This window comes from Fortiea sp. LEGE XX443 (assembly GCF_015206815.1).
Classification (GTDB): Bacteria; Cyanobacteriota; Cyanobacteriia; order Cyanobacteriales; family Nostocaceae; genus Nostoc_B.
The window spans coordinates 1-16,280 of sequence record NZ_JADEXZ010000018.1 but is presented as its reverse complement, the minus strand read 5'-3'; the positions used below and the strand labels follow the sequence as shown (position 1 = coordinate 16,280).

Sequence of the window (16,280 nt, the reverse complement as noted above, 5' to 3'; positions counted from 1 at the left end):
GTAAGTCCTGATCTAAATTAATTAGAAGGTAAAGCCATGAATACAACATTATTATTGAACGTTGAAGAGCAAATAGTCATTATCGAACTGGGAAACATCAAGCTCAAAGGCGAATTAGTTGTGCCAGCTGGTGCTGAAGGCATTGTATTGTTTGCACATGGCAGTGCAAGTAGTAGCTACAGTACTCGCAATCACTATCTTGCCCATGTATTGCGTCAGGAAGCTAAACTAGCAACTCTATTAATAGACTTACTCACCAAAGAAGAAGAAGCAATAGACCAGCGTACCAAACATTTTCGCAGCGACATCAGCTTCCTTAGCAACCGCTTAGTTGCTGTCACAGACTGGTTGTCAGAAAATCCCTACACTCGCCATCTCAAACTCGGCTATTTTGGTGCAGACACGGGTGCTGGTGCAGCATTACTAGCAGCTGCAACACGTCCGATGGTTGTGAAGGCAATTGTTTCCCGTAGCGGACAAACTGATTTAGTCAGTGAAGCTATAGCTTGTGTGCAAGCTCCGACTTTGTTAATTGTCGGTGGTAACGACTTGCCCATCATCGCGATGAATGAGGATGCACTAGCAAATATTCCCGTACTCAACAAACAACTAGAGATTATTTCAGGAGCAACTCATCAGTTTGGAGAACCCGGAGCTTTAGAAGAAGTAGCACGATTGGCAAGTCAATGGTTTAAACACTACCTCCAATCATCTCAGCCAGGAGAAAGAGACTTAGATAATATGTCGCTGAATTAACTTTTTCATCAAGGAGTAATTCACCATGCCAGTGAAAACTGATGGCGAACGCAACGTTGAATCACCTGAACCCAGACAATTTGGTGGGGGTTTACTGCTCTGGTTAGCATTAATTGTCTGTTTAAATTTGATTTTCTTTAGTGAACCTCGCTATCCCAGAGTACCCTACAGTGACTTTGTAGCTCAGGTAGAAGCGGGTAAGGTTTCTCGTGCCGTCATCAGTTCTGAGCGCATTGAATATGAACTTAAACCAGAAACAACTACATTACAACCAGACACTCAACCCAATCAAGTCTTTGTTACCCTACCTGTGCCAATGGATTTAGAATTACCAAAAATTCTGCGAAAACATCAAGTTGAGTTTGCAGCCGCACCACCCAGTGGCACAGGTTGGATTTCTACCTTATTTAGTTGGATTTTACCACCAGTGATTTTCTTTGCTATTTGGGGCTTGTTGTTGAGTCGCAGTCAAATTGGTGGCCCCGCCGCTTTAACTGTTGGTAAGAGTAATGCGCGGATTTATTCTCAAGGAACTACAGGCGTAAAATTTGACGATGTGGCTGGTGTAGATGAAGCCAAAGCAGAACTTCAAGAGATTGTAGATTTTCTCAAAAATGCCAGCAAGTATACTCGCTTAGGTGCAAAAATTCCTAAAGGTGTTTTGCTGGTGGGGCCGCCAGGAACAGGCAAGACATTGCTCGCAAAAGCGATCGCTGGCGAAGCTAGTGTACCTTTTTTCAGTATTTCTGGTTCGGAATTTATTGAACTATTTGTTGGCATTGGTGCAGCCAGGGTACGGGATTTATTTGAGCAGGCCAAGAAGCAAGCACCTTGTATTGTGTTTATTGATGAGTTAGATGCTTTAGGCAAATCACGCGCTAGTGGTAGTCCTCTTCTCGGCGGCAATGATGAGCGGGAACAAACACTCAACCAACTACTATCAGAAATGGATGGTTTTGATGCCAACACCGGGGTAATTCTCCTCGCGGCGACCAACCGCCCGGAAGTTCTGGACTCGGCTTTACGTCGTCCCGGTCGTTTTGATCGTCAAATTATGGTAGATCGCCCAGATAAAATTGGTCGAGAAGCAATTCTCAAAATCCATTCTAAAGATGTGAAACTAGCAGCTGATGTGGATTGGTCAAAGTTGGCAGCCCGGACTCCAGGTTTTGCTGGGGCAGATTTAGCTAACTTGGTGAATGAAGCAGCACTATTAGCAGCCCGTAATAATAATGATGCCGTGACAATGGCTAACTTTAATGAAGCGATCGAACGAGTGTTAACAGGATTAGAGAAAAAGTCACGCATTCTCAACGAAACTGAGAAAAAGACAGTTGCTTATCATGAAGTTGGTCACGCACTGATTGGTGCTTTAATGCCTGGTGCTGGTACAGTAGAAAAAATTTCTGTCGTACCTCGTGGCGTGGGTTCTTTGGGCTACACCTTGCAACTACCAGAAGAAGACCGTTTTTTGATGACAGAAGATGAAATTCGCGGCAGAATTGTCACACTATTGGGTGGACGCGCCGCAGAAGAATTAATTTTTGGCAGATCATCTACTGGTGCTAGTGATGATATCCAAAAAGCCACCGACTTAGCAGAGCGATTTGTCACTCTTTATGGCATGAGTCGTGAACTCGGGCCGATCGCCTTTGAGAAGATTCAACAACAGTTTCTCGACAGTTTAACTAATCCGCGACGGGCAGTAAGTCCCAGACTTGCTGAGGAAATTGACAAAGAAGTGAAAGAAATTGTCGATGGCGCACACCATATCGCCCTAACAATTTTGGAACAAAATCGGCAGTTGTTGATTGAGACAGCAGAAGCTTTATTAGAAAAAGAAGTTTTAGAAGGAGAACAACTGCGATCGCAGTTGTTGCGTGTCCAAACCCCAACAGAGACGAATGAATGGCTATGGACTGGTGATTTACCTCAAAATACTTTGCTCAAACAAGCAACTCTCAATGGCAAGCATAAAATAAGTTAATCTACTTACAAGGCGTAGTTTTTTCCGGCTTTGTGAACTCAACGGTTTTTTCTATCTGAAGATAGATAGCACTCGTTGAAGAATTAGCTTAATGTGAGATCATCTTTAGTTTTTTTCTACCTAAAGAAAGATAGTTGGAAATTTTGGGATTAGCAATACAAATAGCACATATAAAACAATCAATTGCCACGAAGAATTAATTTCAGCCCAGAACTTAAGCTTCAGTTTCCAATTTGTCTAGCTGTCTGAGAGCATAATAGGCGATCGCTACACTCACCTTTGCTTGCTCGATTTCTGATAAAGTTGTCCAATCTCGGTTCTCAATTTTTTTGATGATAGATGTGAGGTTTTGCGGTTCGCTGCTACGCATAGTATAAACATAAGGACGGGAAAAAACTGCTAGATCCTCTGCACCCCAAGTAGGTAATACGGTTTGAACACACTCTACCAGTTGTTCGCCTATTGATTGCTGCGCTGCCACAACTTCTGTGGCTTTTTGGGCGATCGCATTGAGCCAGCCTGTAGGTACTCCAACAGCAAAAGTGTTATGTAAAGTTTCACAAAGACTCTCGAAAATTCCCACTCTTGTATTACATTTGTAGTCTGAACAACTGGCAACCTCAGACCATAGAGTGTCTAGTTTTTCGTAAAAAGACTGCGCTCTGATATGTAGTTCATCCTCCAATAAATCCTGCTTCACAAACTGCTGTTCTAATTCATCAAAATATGCTTCTGCTTGATCATCAGCAGGATTCCAAGGATAAGCACTATCTTCAGGTTGCAGGAGTACTTCTAGTAGCTCTAATTCCACTTGATTTGTCAAGGATGGAACATTATGAGAATTGTTGATTTTTTTAATCATTTTTCGACTCCTGATGAATTATTTAGCAGTACTGACTGATACAAGTTGTAAATTAGAGTTTCCGCAAAAATTAAATTGATTTTATTTAAAGTTGAGAAACAAGAAAGTATGAAGTATCCAGCATAAAATTTCATTCTTTATCCTGAGATAGTCCTTAATTTTCGATAATAAACTCCCAAATTTCACTACGCGAATTCCCAAACTTTAACTTCATTCCTGATTGTAAAGGTACTTCCTCTCGAAGGATTTGTTGCCAACCATTAGAACTTAAACACCAAGTTGTGCCGTAAGTTGAGAAATCTTGTAAGTAATAAGTTCTGACTGGAGTTGTGCCAGCGAAAGTATTTCGGCATAAAATTTCGGCATGACGTTTAGAAACCGATGGTTCAGGAATCACGATATCATTATCTTGGGTGCGTCCAATGCGAGTTACACCTGTTCGTAAAAACCAAGTTCTACCTTCTGGAGAGAGCGATCGCAAACAAGCCTTAGAAGTAACAATATTGATATTGATAACTGAAGTATCCGGTAACTCTGTAATTCCCCCCTCATCAATGCTTTTCACGAGTTCGCCATTGAACTCTGGATGCAAATACAGAACTGGTAAAGTCCAAGCGGGCTGGTTAAACTTATATAGTGTTAGCATTTCTTGTCGAGCTTCTGCTACAGCTTCATCAATTGGCTTGCGCGATCGCAAAGCTTCAGCAAAGGCTTTAATAAAACTGTGACTTTCATGGTCAGCAATTACATCTCGCATTGCCAAAACTGCGGGTACACCGTGCCGAATTAACACTTCTGCTAAACTACTAGCTGGAATTGCTTGGTGATTAACTGCTGCTGGTTGTGCGCCCCAACAAGCATTGAAAACAGCCAATTTTAATCCACTCCGAGTTAATGCTTGGGCCAATTCTATGCCGTTGAGAGTCTTATTTGGACGTAAAAATAAAAGTCCTCCATCTGGGCCTGGCAATCCGTGACCAGCGTAAAAAAACACATTATAAGCTTTAGTCTCTAAATCTTGAATCAACTCCTGTGGTGTTGGTTGAATGAGAGTTTTCACCATACAAGGCGCGAATCCTGAAGAGTTGCGATTTATGAGCGGGTGATTCGCCAAGATTTGTTGGAGGATTGTTGCTTCTTGTTCAAGTTGTAGGTTTTCATCATGACCTAAAACTAATAAGATATTAATTGCCTGATCCGTGCGTAAATAAGGCAGGGGTTCAACCTCGCTTGTAGTGCGGCTAAAGAGCAAATCTTGAGAGAGAGAAATTGCTGATTGGCCAGGTTTAGGCTGCATAATTTCCCAAGGTAGGGCGATTAAATCTGGGTCACGAATTTCTAATTGAAAGCGCAAACGTGTATGCTGCCCCATAGCAATCCCACAACTGCGTTCCAAACTGCTGAGAATTGGCCCGTCGAATACCCAACGCCACAAATAAATTCCTAAGTGCTGCATCAAACGACCGCCGTAACCAGGCATGTGGCCAGATGCAGCCGAACCCAAGTTGAACGAGAGAGGATTAGCTGATTGAGGTGCTGTGTTGGCTGTAATATTTAAACCACTGTGTCCAGCAAACATTTGCTGCCACTCTTGCCAAACTTGATTGAGTTCTGAAGGCCATACACAGTCACGCAGAACATAGCCACTAGGGTAGGGAGCTTTGACCACCCAAATGGCAAAGCTATCTGTGCCAGTGTTGATGAGACGGGCGATCGCCAAGTTCAGGGATGGCATGGGTTCTTTAAACTAAAAGGTAGAAACCAACAACTTGCGATAACAATTTTCCTCGCGGAAAACTCTTACCCTGTGAGTTTTTAATCTGGTTATTAGATGTATTATTCCAGGCTTCTACAAGTTTATCGAGTATTGGTCTTATTTTCACTGATATTATTCTCCTGGACTTTGGGCAGACGCGGGAGTTTAACTATCTGGCTGTGGTGATAAAGCTTCACAGCTGCTGGTTTCGTTCGATTGTAATACAGCGATGTCTGGGCGTTGGAGTTGAGCTAATTTTACTCGACGAATTATTTTCTCGGTTTGGTCAGGTGGGCTGTTTTCTGGGGAGCAAAGCCGCAAATCTACTAAAGATTCCTGAGAATTTGGTGTAGTGCTAGGCTCTGGCTCAACCACTTGCAAAAAACTGCCTGGTGGTAACTTCTGATTACCTAAGGTAATTTCTTGGCTGTTAGTAATTACCCAACCAGGAGCGAGGTTAGCCAGCGATCGCTGGTTAGTTGCAGGCTTGATAGTGGTAGACGGACTAGAAGAAAAAGTAGGTACTGGCTGTGATTGCCAAAGGAATCCTCGCACTAAAAGCCCCAACCAACCTGCGGCGATCATGATCATTATGGGAACAATCAAGTGTAATGGTAGTTTGCGAAAGAAACCAGGCTTGTCTTCAGGAATTAAAGTTTTCTGCTCGGAAATGTCTTCTAGTAAGGTAGGCTGTAGAGGTTTAGGCTCTATATTGGCAGATGTGATGGTAGGAGGCTCAACAATAGTAGCTTTGAGAGTTAGCTCTGGCTCAACATATTTAACTTGATAATGGACTAAGGCGATCGTCACATTATCATGTCCATTTTTGGTGTTAGCAATTTCCAGTAATTTGTCAGCAACTGTTACTAAGTCTGTTTCTTCTGTCAAAATTGGTAATATTTCTGTTTCCCAATATTCTTCTACACGGTCAAAGTCACTTAAGCCATCCGATGTCAGCAGAAACACTGCATCTTCGTCAAGAATAAACCTCTGTGCTGTCGGATGTAACGCTGCACTGGGACTCATCCCTAATGCCTGAACCAAGGAGCCTGAACCACTTTGTTGTACAGCTTCACGATAAATAGCATATCCCAGGCGGACTTCCCTAGAAGCAACATCATCATCAAGGGTGACTTGGTAGCAAGAATCTCGTGTAATCCAATAAGCACGACTATCACCAACATGAGTAATATAAATTTCGTGAGCTACTGGCAATGCCATCACCAAGGTTGTACCCATGCGCTTTCTGCCCTGACGATTTTCGTTGTCATTGCGCTGGCTAATTTTATCATTGGCAACTGCCGCAGCTTGCTCTAAATCAGCCAGTAGCAGCGAGGGTTCTAGATGATCGTAAGGAACTTTGGTAAGTTGCTGTACTTGCTGTTGAATTGTTTCAATTGCTAAATTGGACGCGACATTACCGCCTTCGTGTCCACCAATTCCGTCACAAACAATAGCCAAGGCTGTTGCTTGGGGTGGTTTACTCAACAGTGTGCCGCTGGGTGGGTAACAGGCATCTTCGTTACGTTGCCGTTTGGGGCCAGTGTCAGTTTTCGTGATAATTTTAATTGTCGGAGATTGCAATTTTCCTAATTCTGCCAATCCGCGATCTAAGACTGCAATTAGTACTTCAGGTGAATTGATGTCTCCCTGAATAAGAAAATTGCTAACTTGGTTAACAAATTCCGCTATGACTGGTTTTGTGTCTGGCAACAACTGCTGCCAAAAATCTCCTAAATGCGATAGCTGTGGCGCTGTTGAGGTGTCAAACCGTAATTCCAATAAGCGTACTAAAGAACCTTCTACTCTTAATAAGTGACTGTCAATTAAGCTAGAAGCAACACCTTCACTCACCAGAGGTTGCCATAGATGAGCTAACTGCCACAGCCAATTCAGTTGACGCATAGATGTAGCAGTGCGCCAAGCAGTAGTTAACTGGGGACACAGCCGTAATTGTGTGTCTGTTGTCGGTTCTACCAATAACGGCGGTTTTTCCAAAAGTAGAATTTCTTTTCGAGAGAGTCCGTCCTGAAGAGAGAGCATCCCATATACCTGCGGTATATGTAAGCTGTAGGGAATTAATCTCAAATAAGCTCTAATGGTTTGTAAATTTTCTGCTTCTAATCCTTGAGGGAGTAATCCAGGCTTAGTATCTAAAACCACAGATTCATTGATGACTAAATAGCGATCGGCTAAGATTTCTCCAGGACTACCCACATTTAGAACATCACCCACAGCCCAGAGATATCGTTTGGGCAAGGGTGTAGAACATCGTTGGCAAAACTTGTGAGTCAGGGGGTTGGCAGCCTGACAAAGTTCATTTGGGCAGTAGAGAGTTGCCGCATCATTTTCCATAGTTTTCGCACAGATCAGCGATTGGCCATTTCTTCAAAAGCATAGGCAGTGAGCAGTAATCTAGACCACTCTTGTTTTTGCAAATAGACGCATCCAACTGGGGATCATGATTCTAGCTGGTATTTCGCAGCTAATGCCAATAATTGATTTTGTGAATTTATGCAAATACCACACTCCTTGGCCAATTCTACAGCCTCATCATAACTTCTATTGTTCTGTGACTTTCCGTGGCCAGAGCAACTAACTCTAACCCTGTCAACAAAGCTTAACCTCTACTCATCTGTAACTGTTTGCTTTGATTAAATTAGACCATTAGAAAGGGACACATAATGCAGTCTTTTCTTTAATTTTTAAGTCAATATGGTTTAGTTAAAGTTAAAAATCTCCAAATTTACCCATTGAGTTACACCACAAACCCTAATTTAAACCAAGCAGATGTGCTTTACTAAATTATGTTGGGCGATCGCTTGCGAAACTTAAATTAATTTTGTTTAAGAATTAACAAATTGTTTGCTGAAATACCAAACTTACAGCCAGCACTGTGCTGTACAAATCATAAAACCTCTGTATTGTTCAACTTAGCCAATTCACAAATTATTGTGGCTTGCTGTTAAAGGTCAAAAATTTTGATACTTCAAAGATAAAATCAGCATTAGAAGCGTAGTCCAATCATTGGAACACAATAATTGTGTCTAGAGTTTTTCCCTATGATCAGGCGATGTAATTTTCGATGTTGCTAAAAAAAATGAAAATATAAATTTTTTAAGGGTTTTTCTCAAAAAAGTTGACTAAGAAGACCTCACAGAGTTACAGAAAGTCGTATAAATTAACATTTTTAAATTATTAGGGGCATTATTCTGCCCCTAAGTAGTTAGGAGTGAGAACACACATCACTCCTAACTCTTGAACAAAAAGACCTATGCACAGATAAACGTTGAATTTACAATTTTGGGAAAAATGCTGAGTTATGGGGAGTACTCGCAATTTTGGATTTGTGCTTCTGTGCGTTCTGTGCAGTCTGATACTACTTATCGTCTACTGCGACTTGGGGAACTCCCATGCTGTAGTTGGTGACGCGAGCGGTTAGATTGTAACTGATTTCGCCTTTTTGAAGGAGCGATCGCAGATAATGCTCCAAATCTGAACCAATGCGGCGTAAGTTGTAGTCTGTCAGGTCTGCCCCACTCGATGATTCTACTAGTTCATCAAACTTACGATAAATCTTTTGTAGAGCATCTTCATTCCAGTTGAATTCGTTGTCTGGGTCAACATCCAACGTTAAGACTTGATTACTAGGAACTAGTTCGCCATCCCGGTCAATTTCTGCGGCAAAAATGCGGATATGTCGGGTTGTGGACTTGAGCAGCATTGGATTGTCCATAGAATGTGTAAGGTTTGAGTTGATTACACTGAAATCATTGTAGACGTTTGCCTAGTCCTTAATCTGCTCTAACTATAAGCTTTAATTAATTGGTGATTATTTATTTGTTATTCTCTCCCTTGTACCCTGGTTCCTTTTTGTATCTTTTGGGTGAAACTCTTGAGTGCTGATTCCGCTAATGCTCAAATACTCGTTTATTTCCATCTAAATCACTGAAACTCATATACCATTGCCTAGACTGTTGATTAGAGGCAGGGGGCAGGGAGCAGGGAGAAGAGGGGACTGTAGGTACAAACCTCACCCCTTGTGGGTGAAGGCTCCCTTGCTCCCTTTCACCTTTGGTTAAAACCCCATCTCTTGTAGGTGGCTTTTCTCCCCTGCTAAGAGCTCCCTTCCCCCCTGCTTTTTTATTTTTAATTTGGATGGGTAAGTTGTGACTTTGTTTTTTACTGCTAGGGTTCAAGTATATCTTCCTACTAGGAAGCATTATTTTACTCTTGATAAATTATTCATCAAAATCTCCTGAAATTATTGATGAATAAAACTAACATCAAGTGTTTTTACGTAATTATGGTGAAGCTTCCTCTATGGTTAATTAAATTGGAAAAAATAAGCGGATTTACTTACGTATAATTACTAAAAAGTAAGTAAAAACTCAAACTTTTATTGACGTGAAGATAAAGTTGATGTAAAAAGCTTTAAAAAGCTAGAACAACTTCTTACAAAAACTTTATTGTATAGAATCTTAAAAACTGAATAATAGTGATGGCTTACCTAAACCACGTCTGGCGGAGGAAGATCACAACTTAGACAGTGAAAGACTAGCTGAAAAAAACACAGGAGATAGAAATGAAATCCATATCATTATGGATTGAAAAAAAAATCTTTAATTGCAGCAGTATGGATTCAAAAAAAATATAAAGCATGTTTGCTGAGGATAATAGTTCCTCACCTCGATGACCACCAAATACAGGAATCCGCAAAACTATGAACTCGAAAGCATTACCACGCCAGATAAATAATATTGAAGTAGGTGTTTATGAGTGCGAAATTCATCTCAAATTCCGATTGATTGAAGAAAAGAGCCTCTTGGGCGATCGAGAACAACTGTTGCAGGTGCTACTAGACGCATTAACTGAAGGGTCTGATGACTTTCTAGAGACACTACAAGCCTCTGTTAAGGCTCAAGAAGTCTCGGAATTCAAAGCCTCACCTCAAATGCGCCGTCAACTGATGCGCTTACGCAATGCTGTTGATAACACTCAATAGTTGACACTAAAGCAAGCAGTTGAGTAGTGGAAGTTCCTATATTAGGCATCGCAATGGTAAATTCTATCGGTTCGCTCATTTGCCTGTGCTGTGCTACCTCATCATGAATCGGCTTGTATACTCTCCTAGAAAGCTACAAGCTGAAGTTCACATTGCTCTTAGAAAAGCTGGATTAAGCATCTGCGGTAGCCCTTACCCTTTGCACTACAAAGATACTTGGAAGCCAACCAATACAATACGGTAATGCTTTGCTTTCAGGGCGGGTTATGGTTTATGAAGATTTATCTACCAGTGCGATTTCGCCAACCAGGGTTTTGCTTCAATAGAAAACATCATTAGCTAGTAACCATATTTGTTTGTTAATTACCTGGCCAATCTAAAATATTAAGCAAATATTATTGATGGCTCATGTATTTGAGCAATTTTAATCTGAGACTTAACCAAATTTCGCCGTTCAATCTGGCACAAGGGGTTTTTTGATCAAGTGTAAGGTTCAATTAATTAGGTCAGCGTATGCCGACAATCAATAAAAAAGAGGCGGCGTTGCATAAATGCGGGATGAATTGGCGGTTGAAACCATTGAAAATTCGTTCCAAATTGGGTGAAATCATCCCATGATTTAGCAACACCGAAATTAGAAGCTAGTATTTTTACTCAGCACCTAAAAATTTAGCATTCAGCACTCTCAAGGCAGAAGTTAGCTTGTTATCAGCGCTCCTGCTTATGCCATGTTTAAAAGTGGCTATACTACGCTATGTAGATTCCCAATATAAGCTCTCTTCTACCAACTTAGGATAAGCTGTGTTACTTGAGATGGCTAAAACAGCCATTGAGTCCTGATGTGGAATGAAATATCTCAAAACGCATCTACTTAGCAAGACCATGTTCTAGTGCAAAACGAACTAACTCTGTACGGCTATTTGTGCCAGTTTTACTGAACAAGCGGCTGACATATTTTTCTACATTACGAACGCTAGTCTCTAAGCGACGAGCAATTTCTTTATTCATCAGCCCTTCAGCTACTAAGTTTAAAACACTCTGTTCTCTGGGGGTCAAATCAATTTTGAAAGGAGCTGGAGATTGAGCGATCGCACTTCTTTGTGTTAATAATGCTTTGATTTGGGCAATCTGGTTTGCTAGTTCGGCAATATCTGGAGTTTCGCTGTCTTCGCCGGTAAAGGTAGGTTTAATAGGGCGGCGCGAAAGTAAGTTTTCTACTATTGCTACTAATTCATCTGGATCAAAAGGCTTAGGTAGATAGGCATCCACACCTGCTTGATAGCCTTGAATGCGATCGCCTGTCATTCCTTTAGCAGTTAAAAAGACAACTGGTAGTGCTTGAAAGCGGGGATCTTCCCGTAGTTGCTTCAGGAACTGATAGCCATCTACCTGAGGCATCATGATATCAGAAATCACTAAATCAGGTGTGTTCTGTTCCATTAACTCCCAGCCTTCACGGGCGTTACTGGCAACTTGAACACTAAAGCCGCTTTCTTGTAAATAATCTTTCACGGCTTCTCTCAATCCTGGTTCATCATCTACCAGTAACAATTGTGCTGACATTTAACATTTCCTTAAGTTTACCTTGTTCCAATTTAGCGAAAGTTGGTAGGTAATGGTCATTTGTCAATAGTCAATAGTCATTGTTAAATTCCTTCACAAACACTTTTGAGCATTTGTCGTAACCAACGATTTGCCTGATCCTGATCTGTAAGTTTGCTCCACAACATCGAAATCATCCACGGTTCAGTTTGTACAGGAAGTTCAAAAATGTCTAATTTGCCTTGACATACAAACGGTTCTACCAATCGCGATGGAACAGCAGCAACCAAGTCACTTGATGAAATGATTGCTGGTAGCACTAGTAAATGGGGAGTTGTCAAAACAACTCGACGCTGGAGGTTGCATTGAGCCAGCACCTTGTCGATTTCACCAACATCATCTTGTCTAATAGTGAAAAGAGCATGGAGAAGATTAGCGAAAATTTCTGGTGCGATCGCGTAGCGCTGCTGCGATCGCGTAGCATCTTCCAAAGAAGCGCAGATCGTATCCTGATTAATAACGGGATGCCCACGACGACAAATACCAACAAAGTGTTCTGGAAATAATGGCATCTGCATCGTCTGTCTGGGCGGATCTTGGAAAACACCTAAGGCTATATCAATCTTTCGTTGCTCTAATAGTTCTCCCACACAGTCTTTTGCAAAACCAATTAAGCGAAAATCAATGTTTGGTGCGATTCGGTGGCAAACTTCCAAAAGCTTAGGCATGACGACATAGCTGGTGTAATCTGAACTGCCAATTGTAAAGGTGCTTTTAGAAGTAGTTGAGTCAAATGTTTGGCTTGCTTCTAATGTCTGCCGAATTTGTTGTAAAGCGGCTCTTAAACCAGGAGCAATTTCCAGCGCTTTTGCTGTGGGCTGCATTTCTCTACCAATTCGGATAAATAACTCATCTTGGAATAGCGTGCGTAGCCTTCCCAGTGCCGCACTCATAGCTGGTTGCCCTAAATACAATCGTGTTGCTGCTGCTGTGACACTCCTTTCTTCAAAAAGCACTTCAAAGGCAACAAGTAGGTTCAGATCAATGGCTGACAAATCTATTAATTCCATCGATTAAATGTATTATTTTAATTAATTTGATTAATTTATAACACCTCAGTAAAGTAAAGCTAAAAGTTGTAAAAATTATCAAAATGACAAATCAAACAAAGATTGCTGTGGTTACAGGAAGTAATCGTGGATTAGGATATGCGATTTCTCGGAAATTGTCTCAAATTGGCATTCATGTCGTGCTGACGAGTCGAAATGAAACAGATGGTCTTGCTGCCAAGCAGCAATTATCTAGTGAAGGGCTTGATGTGAACTATCACTTACTCGATGTTACCAGTGATGCAAGTGTGACACAGTTTACTCATTGGCTAAGGGAAACCTACGGCAGGGTAGATATTTTAGTCAATAATGCGGGCATTAATCCCACAGCCAAGCCAGAAGAATCCAGCTTATTGACAGTTCAACTGGAAACAATGCGATTCACATTTGAAACCAATGTTCTAGCGGTACTGAGAATTTCTCAAGCTTTAATACCATTGATGAAAGTTAACAACTACGGTCGCATCGTCAATGTTTCTACTGAAATGGCATCTCTAAGTACAATTACTAATGATTATTACCCACTAGCTCCTTCCTATAGACTTTCCAAGCTAGGAGTAAACGGGCTAACTGTCCTTCTGGCAAAGGAACTCCAAGGTGATAATATTCTCGTTAATGCCTACTCTCCAGGTTGGATGAAAACTGACATGGGAGGCGAAAATGCGCCGTTTACAGCAGAAGAAGGAGCCGAAACCGCTGTCTATTTAGCAACGCTGACCGATGGAGGAGCGCAAGGACTATTCTTTGCAGAGATGCGAAAGTTTGGTGGGCCGATTCAATTACAGTGGTAGGTTTTTATGGAAAATTCAGCAATGTTGCCCCCTATTTACGCGGATACGCCGATAGAATTGGCTCCTGCTAAAATTATTACCTCGTTTCCAGCCAATACTTTTTTAGAAAATCTAGCGATCGCGCCAGATGGCACAATATTTGTGACTAATCATGAAGCAGGTAAAATTGTTCGTATTACCCCAGATGGGAATCAGCAAATTCATGCCAGTGTTGAAGGTAAAGTAAGTGGTTTGGCTTTGACTAATAACGGGAATTTGGTGGTGACTGGATGGAATACTGATTCTATACCTGTAGTTTCACTAGTGACCGCAGATGGGACGGTGGAAACTTTGCTGACACTACCAGATGCAATATTTCTCAACGGCATTACTCCTCTTTCTGATACTCAGTATTTAGCAGCCGATTCCTACAAAGGGGCAATCTGGTTGGTTGATATTGCTCAACGCCGTAGCGCCATCTGGCTCGAACATTCTTTACTGGCTCGTAGCAATTCAGAAAACGTCATTCCTGCTGCTAATGGGTTGAAGCGTTTTGGTAAATCCCTCTACGTTTCAAATACGGAAAAAATGTTGTTACTGCGGATTCCTATTGGTAATGCCAATGAACCTGGTGAGCCGGAAATTTTTGTAGAGCAGACTAATATTGATGACTTTGCCTTTGATGTGGAAGGTAATCTTTACGGAGCAACACACATCTACAACAGTGTGGTGAAGATTGCACCAGATGGTAGTACAACTATTATTGCTCAAGCCGAACAAGGCGTAATTGGAAGTACAGCAGTTGCTTTTGGTCAAACAGAAAGCGATCGCACCGCTATCTACGTTGTAATGAATGGCGGAATGTTTTTACCGCCACCTACAGGGATAGTTGCTGCTAATGTTGTCCGAATTGAAGTGGGTAAAACTGGCTATGTCTTTTAATAGCCTAGCTCAGAATTATGTGAGAGGCTGGCAATGCCCTTGAGTATTCAACTTTTAAACAAAGCCAATGCGCGAGAGATAACTGGGTGGCATTACGATCCACCTTATGATTTCTACAATTTAAACCCCAACGAAATTGAACAGAATATCAAATATTTTCTTGCTCCTCGAAACAAGTTCTACAGTATTTTTGAAGAGCCAAGAGAGTTTGTTGGCTATTGTAGTTTTGGCGAAGACGGTCAAGTGCCTGGAGGTGATTACAGTATGCCAGGACTAGATATTGGCATGGGTATTCGCCCAAATCTAACAGGACAAGGTCGAGGGCATTACTATGTTGCAGCAGTTTTAGATTTTGCTCAACGGATGTTTGCACCTTCTATTGTGCGGGTGACGATCGCACTATTTAATCAACGCGCCATTCAGGTATGGACTGGGGTGGAGTTTCACACTGTTGATACTTTTGAGTATTGAGGTATGCCTTTTGTGATCTTGGTACGAAAAAAACTATAAAGAAAGCCTAATGGTGAAATAAGGATGAGATGGAACAAGAAGATCAATCTGTAACCGTAGTCATTTCACAAATTGTTAAACCAGGATGTGAAAGCACTTATGAGGCGTGGTTAAAAGATATTACTGGTGTTTCTAGAATTTATCCTGGTCACTTAGGTACAAATGTGATTCGACCACAACCAGGTGTGCGATCAGAATATGTGATTATTTTCCGTTTTGACAGTTATGAAAATTTAAAGGTATGGATGGAGTCACGCGATCGCAAATACTGGCTCACTCAGGGTCAACAGTTGGTTCAATCTGACCCTTATGTTCAACAAATCAGTGGATTAGAAGCTTGGTTTTCTATTCCTGGTCAGCCACTAAAGACTCCACCTCGTTATAAAACAGCATTGCTGACTTGGGCAGTCGTATATATATTGAGTAATTTGTTAAATAAACTCATAGCACCTCTGCTTGGTAACTTACCTCCTTTAATTATTTCATTGATCATTTCCGTTATCATGGTTGGACTGTTGACCTACATTGTCATGCCAAGGGTGACGCGTCTATTTAGCTCTTGGCTATATTAAGAAATCATGAGCAAAGTCAAAAATCTCAATTAATTAAGCTGTTACGTATTTACAGCGGTTTTTCCATCACAACGTGAACAAGTCATTGAGAAGAAAACTATTTCTGGGTAGTTAAGAGGGGATAAAAAAAGTTAAAAAAAAGGTTGACACGCTCAAAGAAGATAGATATATTAGATAAGTGCCTGAGAGACGAGCGCTGCAAAGCGGAGTCCGAGGGAGCCGAACCTTGAAAATATTATAGTTTGAAAGCCATTATAAGGCAAATAGCCTGCGTCAAGAAAATAAAGTAACCAGGCTGAGGTTAAAAAAGAGCAGCCAAGAAAGAGCTAAAAGCAAACAATTCAAAACGGAGAGTTTGATCCTGGCTCAGGATGAACGCTGGCGGTATGCTTAACACATGCAAGTCGAACGGAATGCTTAGGCATTTAGTGGCGGACGGGTGAGTAACGCGTGAGAATCTGGCTTTAGG

At 41.4% G+C, this 16,280-nt stretch carries 13 protein-coding genes and 1 rRNA gene; 8 read left to right on the top strand and 6 right to left on the bottom strand.

The genetic code is table 11. The annotated features are described in order from the left end of the window. Nucleotides 1-36 precede the first annotated feature (36 nt). Both IQ259_RS09505 and ftsH read left to right on the top strand, forming a co-directional pair. The gene (locus tag IQ259_RS09505) at nucleotides 37-756 is read left to right on the top strand and encodes a dienelactone hydrolase family protein (RefSeq protein ID WP_193884004.1); all 720 of its coding nucleotides are present in this window, start codon (nucleotides 37-39) and stop codon (nucleotides 754-756) included. A gap of 25 nt (nucleotides 757-781) precedes the next feature. Continuing rightward, the gene (gene ftsH / locus IQ259_RS09500) at nucleotides 782-2,743 is read left to right on the top strand and encodes an ATP-dependent zinc metalloprotease FtsH (protein WP_193884002.1); all 1,962 of its coding nucleotides are present in this window, start codon (nucleotides 782-784) and stop codon (nucleotides 2,741-2,743) included. 214 nt (nucleotides 2,744-2,957) lie between these two features. Here the strand turns inward: ftsH and IQ259_RS09495 are convergent, their stop codons facing one another. The 4 genes from IQ259_RS09495 to IQ259_RS09480 form a co-directional block, all read right to left on the bottom strand. After that, complete coding sequence (locus tag IQ259_RS09495) at nucleotides 2,958-3,605, bottom strand: hypothetical protein (protein WP_193884000.1); 648 nt, start codon at nucleotides 3,603-3,605, stop codon at nucleotides 2,958-2,960. A 154-nt stretch (nucleotides 3,606-3,759) separates the two neighbouring features. Further along, nucleotides 3,760-5,340 carry a CHAT domain-containing protein gene (locus IQ259_RS09490; RefSeq protein ID WP_193883998.1) on the bottom strand — a complete coding sequence of 527 codons (1,581 nt, stop codon included), beginning with the start codon at nucleotides 5,338-5,340 and terminating at the stop codon, nucleotides 3,760-3,762. A gap of 186 nt (nucleotides 5,341-5,526) precedes the next feature. Beyond that, entirely contained in the window at nucleotides 5,527-7,716 is a 2,190-nt protein-coding gene (locus tag IQ259_RS09485; protein ID WP_193883996.1) for a PP2C family serine/threonine-protein phosphatase, read from the bottom strand. Between the two features lie 1,024 nt (nucleotides 7,717-8,740). Next, nucleotides 8,741-9,097, bottom strand: a complete 357-nt coding sequence (locus IQ259_RS09480; protein ID WP_193883994.1) for an NAD(P)H-quinone oxidoreductase subunit M — start codon at nucleotides 9,095-9,097, stop codon at nucleotides 8,741-8,743. Nucleotides 9,098-10,084: 987 nt separating this feature from the next. On the opposite strand from IQ259_RS09480, the gene IQ259_RS09475 reads away from it, so the two are divergent. Then, nucleotides 10,085-10,366: an Npun_R1517 family heterocyst differentiation transcriptional regulator gene (locus IQ259_RS09475; RefSeq protein ID WP_015113073.1), complete on the top strand. Its 282-nt coding sequence runs from the start codon at nucleotides 10,085-10,087 to the stop codon at nucleotides 10,364-10,366. 867 nt (nucleotides 10,367-11,233) lie between these two features. Here IQ259_RS09475 and IQ259_RS09470 read toward each other — a convergent pair. Together IQ259_RS09470 and IQ259_RS09465 are read right to left on the bottom strand one after the other, a co-directional pair. After that, a complete protein-coding gene (locus IQ259_RS09470; protein WP_193883992.1) occupies nucleotides 11,234-11,929 on the bottom strand; it encodes a response regulator transcription factor in 696 nt (231 codons plus the stop codon). 83 nt (nucleotides 11,930-12,012) lie between these two features. Continuing rightward, the gene (locus tag IQ259_RS09465; protein ID WP_193883990.1) at nucleotides 12,013-12,978 is read right to left on the bottom strand and encodes a LysR family transcriptional regulator; all 966 of its coding nucleotides are present in this window, start codon (nucleotides 12,976-12,978) and stop codon (nucleotides 12,013-12,015) included. An 83-nt stretch (nucleotides 12,979-13,061) separates the two neighbouring features. On the opposite strand from IQ259_RS09465, the gene IQ259_RS09460 reads away from it, so the two are divergent. The 5 genes from IQ259_RS09460 to IQ259_RS09440 all read left to right on the top strand — a co-directional run. Continuing rightward, complete coding sequence (locus IQ259_RS09460; RefSeq protein WP_193883988.1) at nucleotides 13,062-13,808, top strand: SDR family oxidoreductase; 747 nt, start codon at nucleotides 13,062-13,064, stop codon at nucleotides 13,806-13,808. A gap of 6 nt (nucleotides 13,809-13,814) precedes the next feature. Further along, nucleotides 13,815-14,729, top strand: a complete 915-nt coding sequence (locus tag IQ259_RS09455) for an SMP-30/gluconolactonase/LRE family protein (RefSeq protein ID WP_193883986.1) — start codon at nucleotides 13,815-13,817, stop codon at nucleotides 14,727-14,729. A gap of 33 nt (nucleotides 14,730-14,762) precedes the next feature. Continuing rightward, complete coding sequence (locus IQ259_RS09450; protein WP_193883984.1) at nucleotides 14,763-15,200, top strand: GNAT family N-acetyltransferase; 438 nt, start codon at nucleotides 14,763-14,765, stop codon at nucleotides 15,198-15,200. Between the two features lie 68 nt (nucleotides 15,201-15,268). Continuing rightward, on the top strand, nucleotides 15,269-15,811 hold the full coding sequence (locus IQ259_RS09445; RefSeq protein ID WP_193883982.1) for an antibiotic biosynthesis monooxygenase: 543 nt from the start codon (nucleotides 15,269-15,271) through the stop codon (nucleotides 15,809-15,811). A 343-nt stretch (nucleotides 15,812-16,154) separates the two neighbouring features. Then, a 16S ribosomal RNA gene (locus tag IQ259_RS09440) occupies nucleotides 16,155-16,280 on the top strand; the annotation flags it as partial.

Coding starts and splice junctions, on each gene's coding strand:
- IQ259_RS09485 (WP_193883996.1), bottom strand. CDS start 7,716: ATGGAAAATGATGCGGCAACTCTCTACTGCCCAAATGAACTTTGTCAG.
- IQ259_RS09505 (WP_193884004.1), top strand. CDS start 37: ATGAATACAACATTATTATTGAACGTTGAAGAGCAAATAGTCATTATC.
- IQ259_RS09495 (WP_193884000.1), bottom strand. CDS start 3,605: ATGATTAAAAAAATCAACAATTCTCATAATGTTCCATCCTTGACAAAT.
- IQ259_RS09450 (WP_193883984.1), top strand. CDS start 14,763: ATGCCCTTGAGTATTCAACTTTTAAACAAAGCCAATGCGCGAGAGATA.
- IQ259_RS09460 (WP_193883988.1), top strand. CDS start 13,062: ATGACAAATCAAACAAAGATTGCTGTGGTTACAGGAAGTAATCGTGGA.
- IQ259_RS09470 (WP_193883992.1), bottom strand. CDS start 11,929: ATGTCAGCACAATTGTTACTGGTAGATGATGAACCAGGATTGAGAGAA.
- IQ259_RS09445 (WP_193883982.1), top strand. CDS start 15,269: ATGGAACAAGAAGATCAATCTGTAACCGTAGTCATTTCACAAATTGTT.
- IQ259_RS09480 (WP_193883994.1), bottom strand. CDS start 9,097: ATGGACAATCCAATGCTGCTCAAGTCCACAACCCGACATATCCGCATT.
- IQ259_RS09475 (WP_015113073.1), top strand. CDS start 10,085: ATGAACTCGAAAGCATTACCACGCCAGATAAATAATATTGAAGTAGGT.
- IQ259_RS09465 (WP_193883990.1), bottom strand. CDS start 12,978: ATGGAATTAATAGATTTGTCAGCCATTGATCTGAACCTACTTGTTGCC.
- IQ259_RS09490 (WP_193883998.1), bottom strand. CDS start 5,340: ATGCCATCCCTGAACTTGGCGATCGCCCGTCTCATCAACACTGGCACA.
- ftsH (WP_193884002.1), top strand. CDS start 782: ATGCCAGTGAAAACTGATGGCGAACGCAACGTTGAATCACCTGAACCC.
- IQ259_RS09455 (WP_193883986.1), top strand. CDS start 13,815: ATGGAAAATTCAGCAATGTTGCCCCCTATTTACGCGGATACGCCGATA.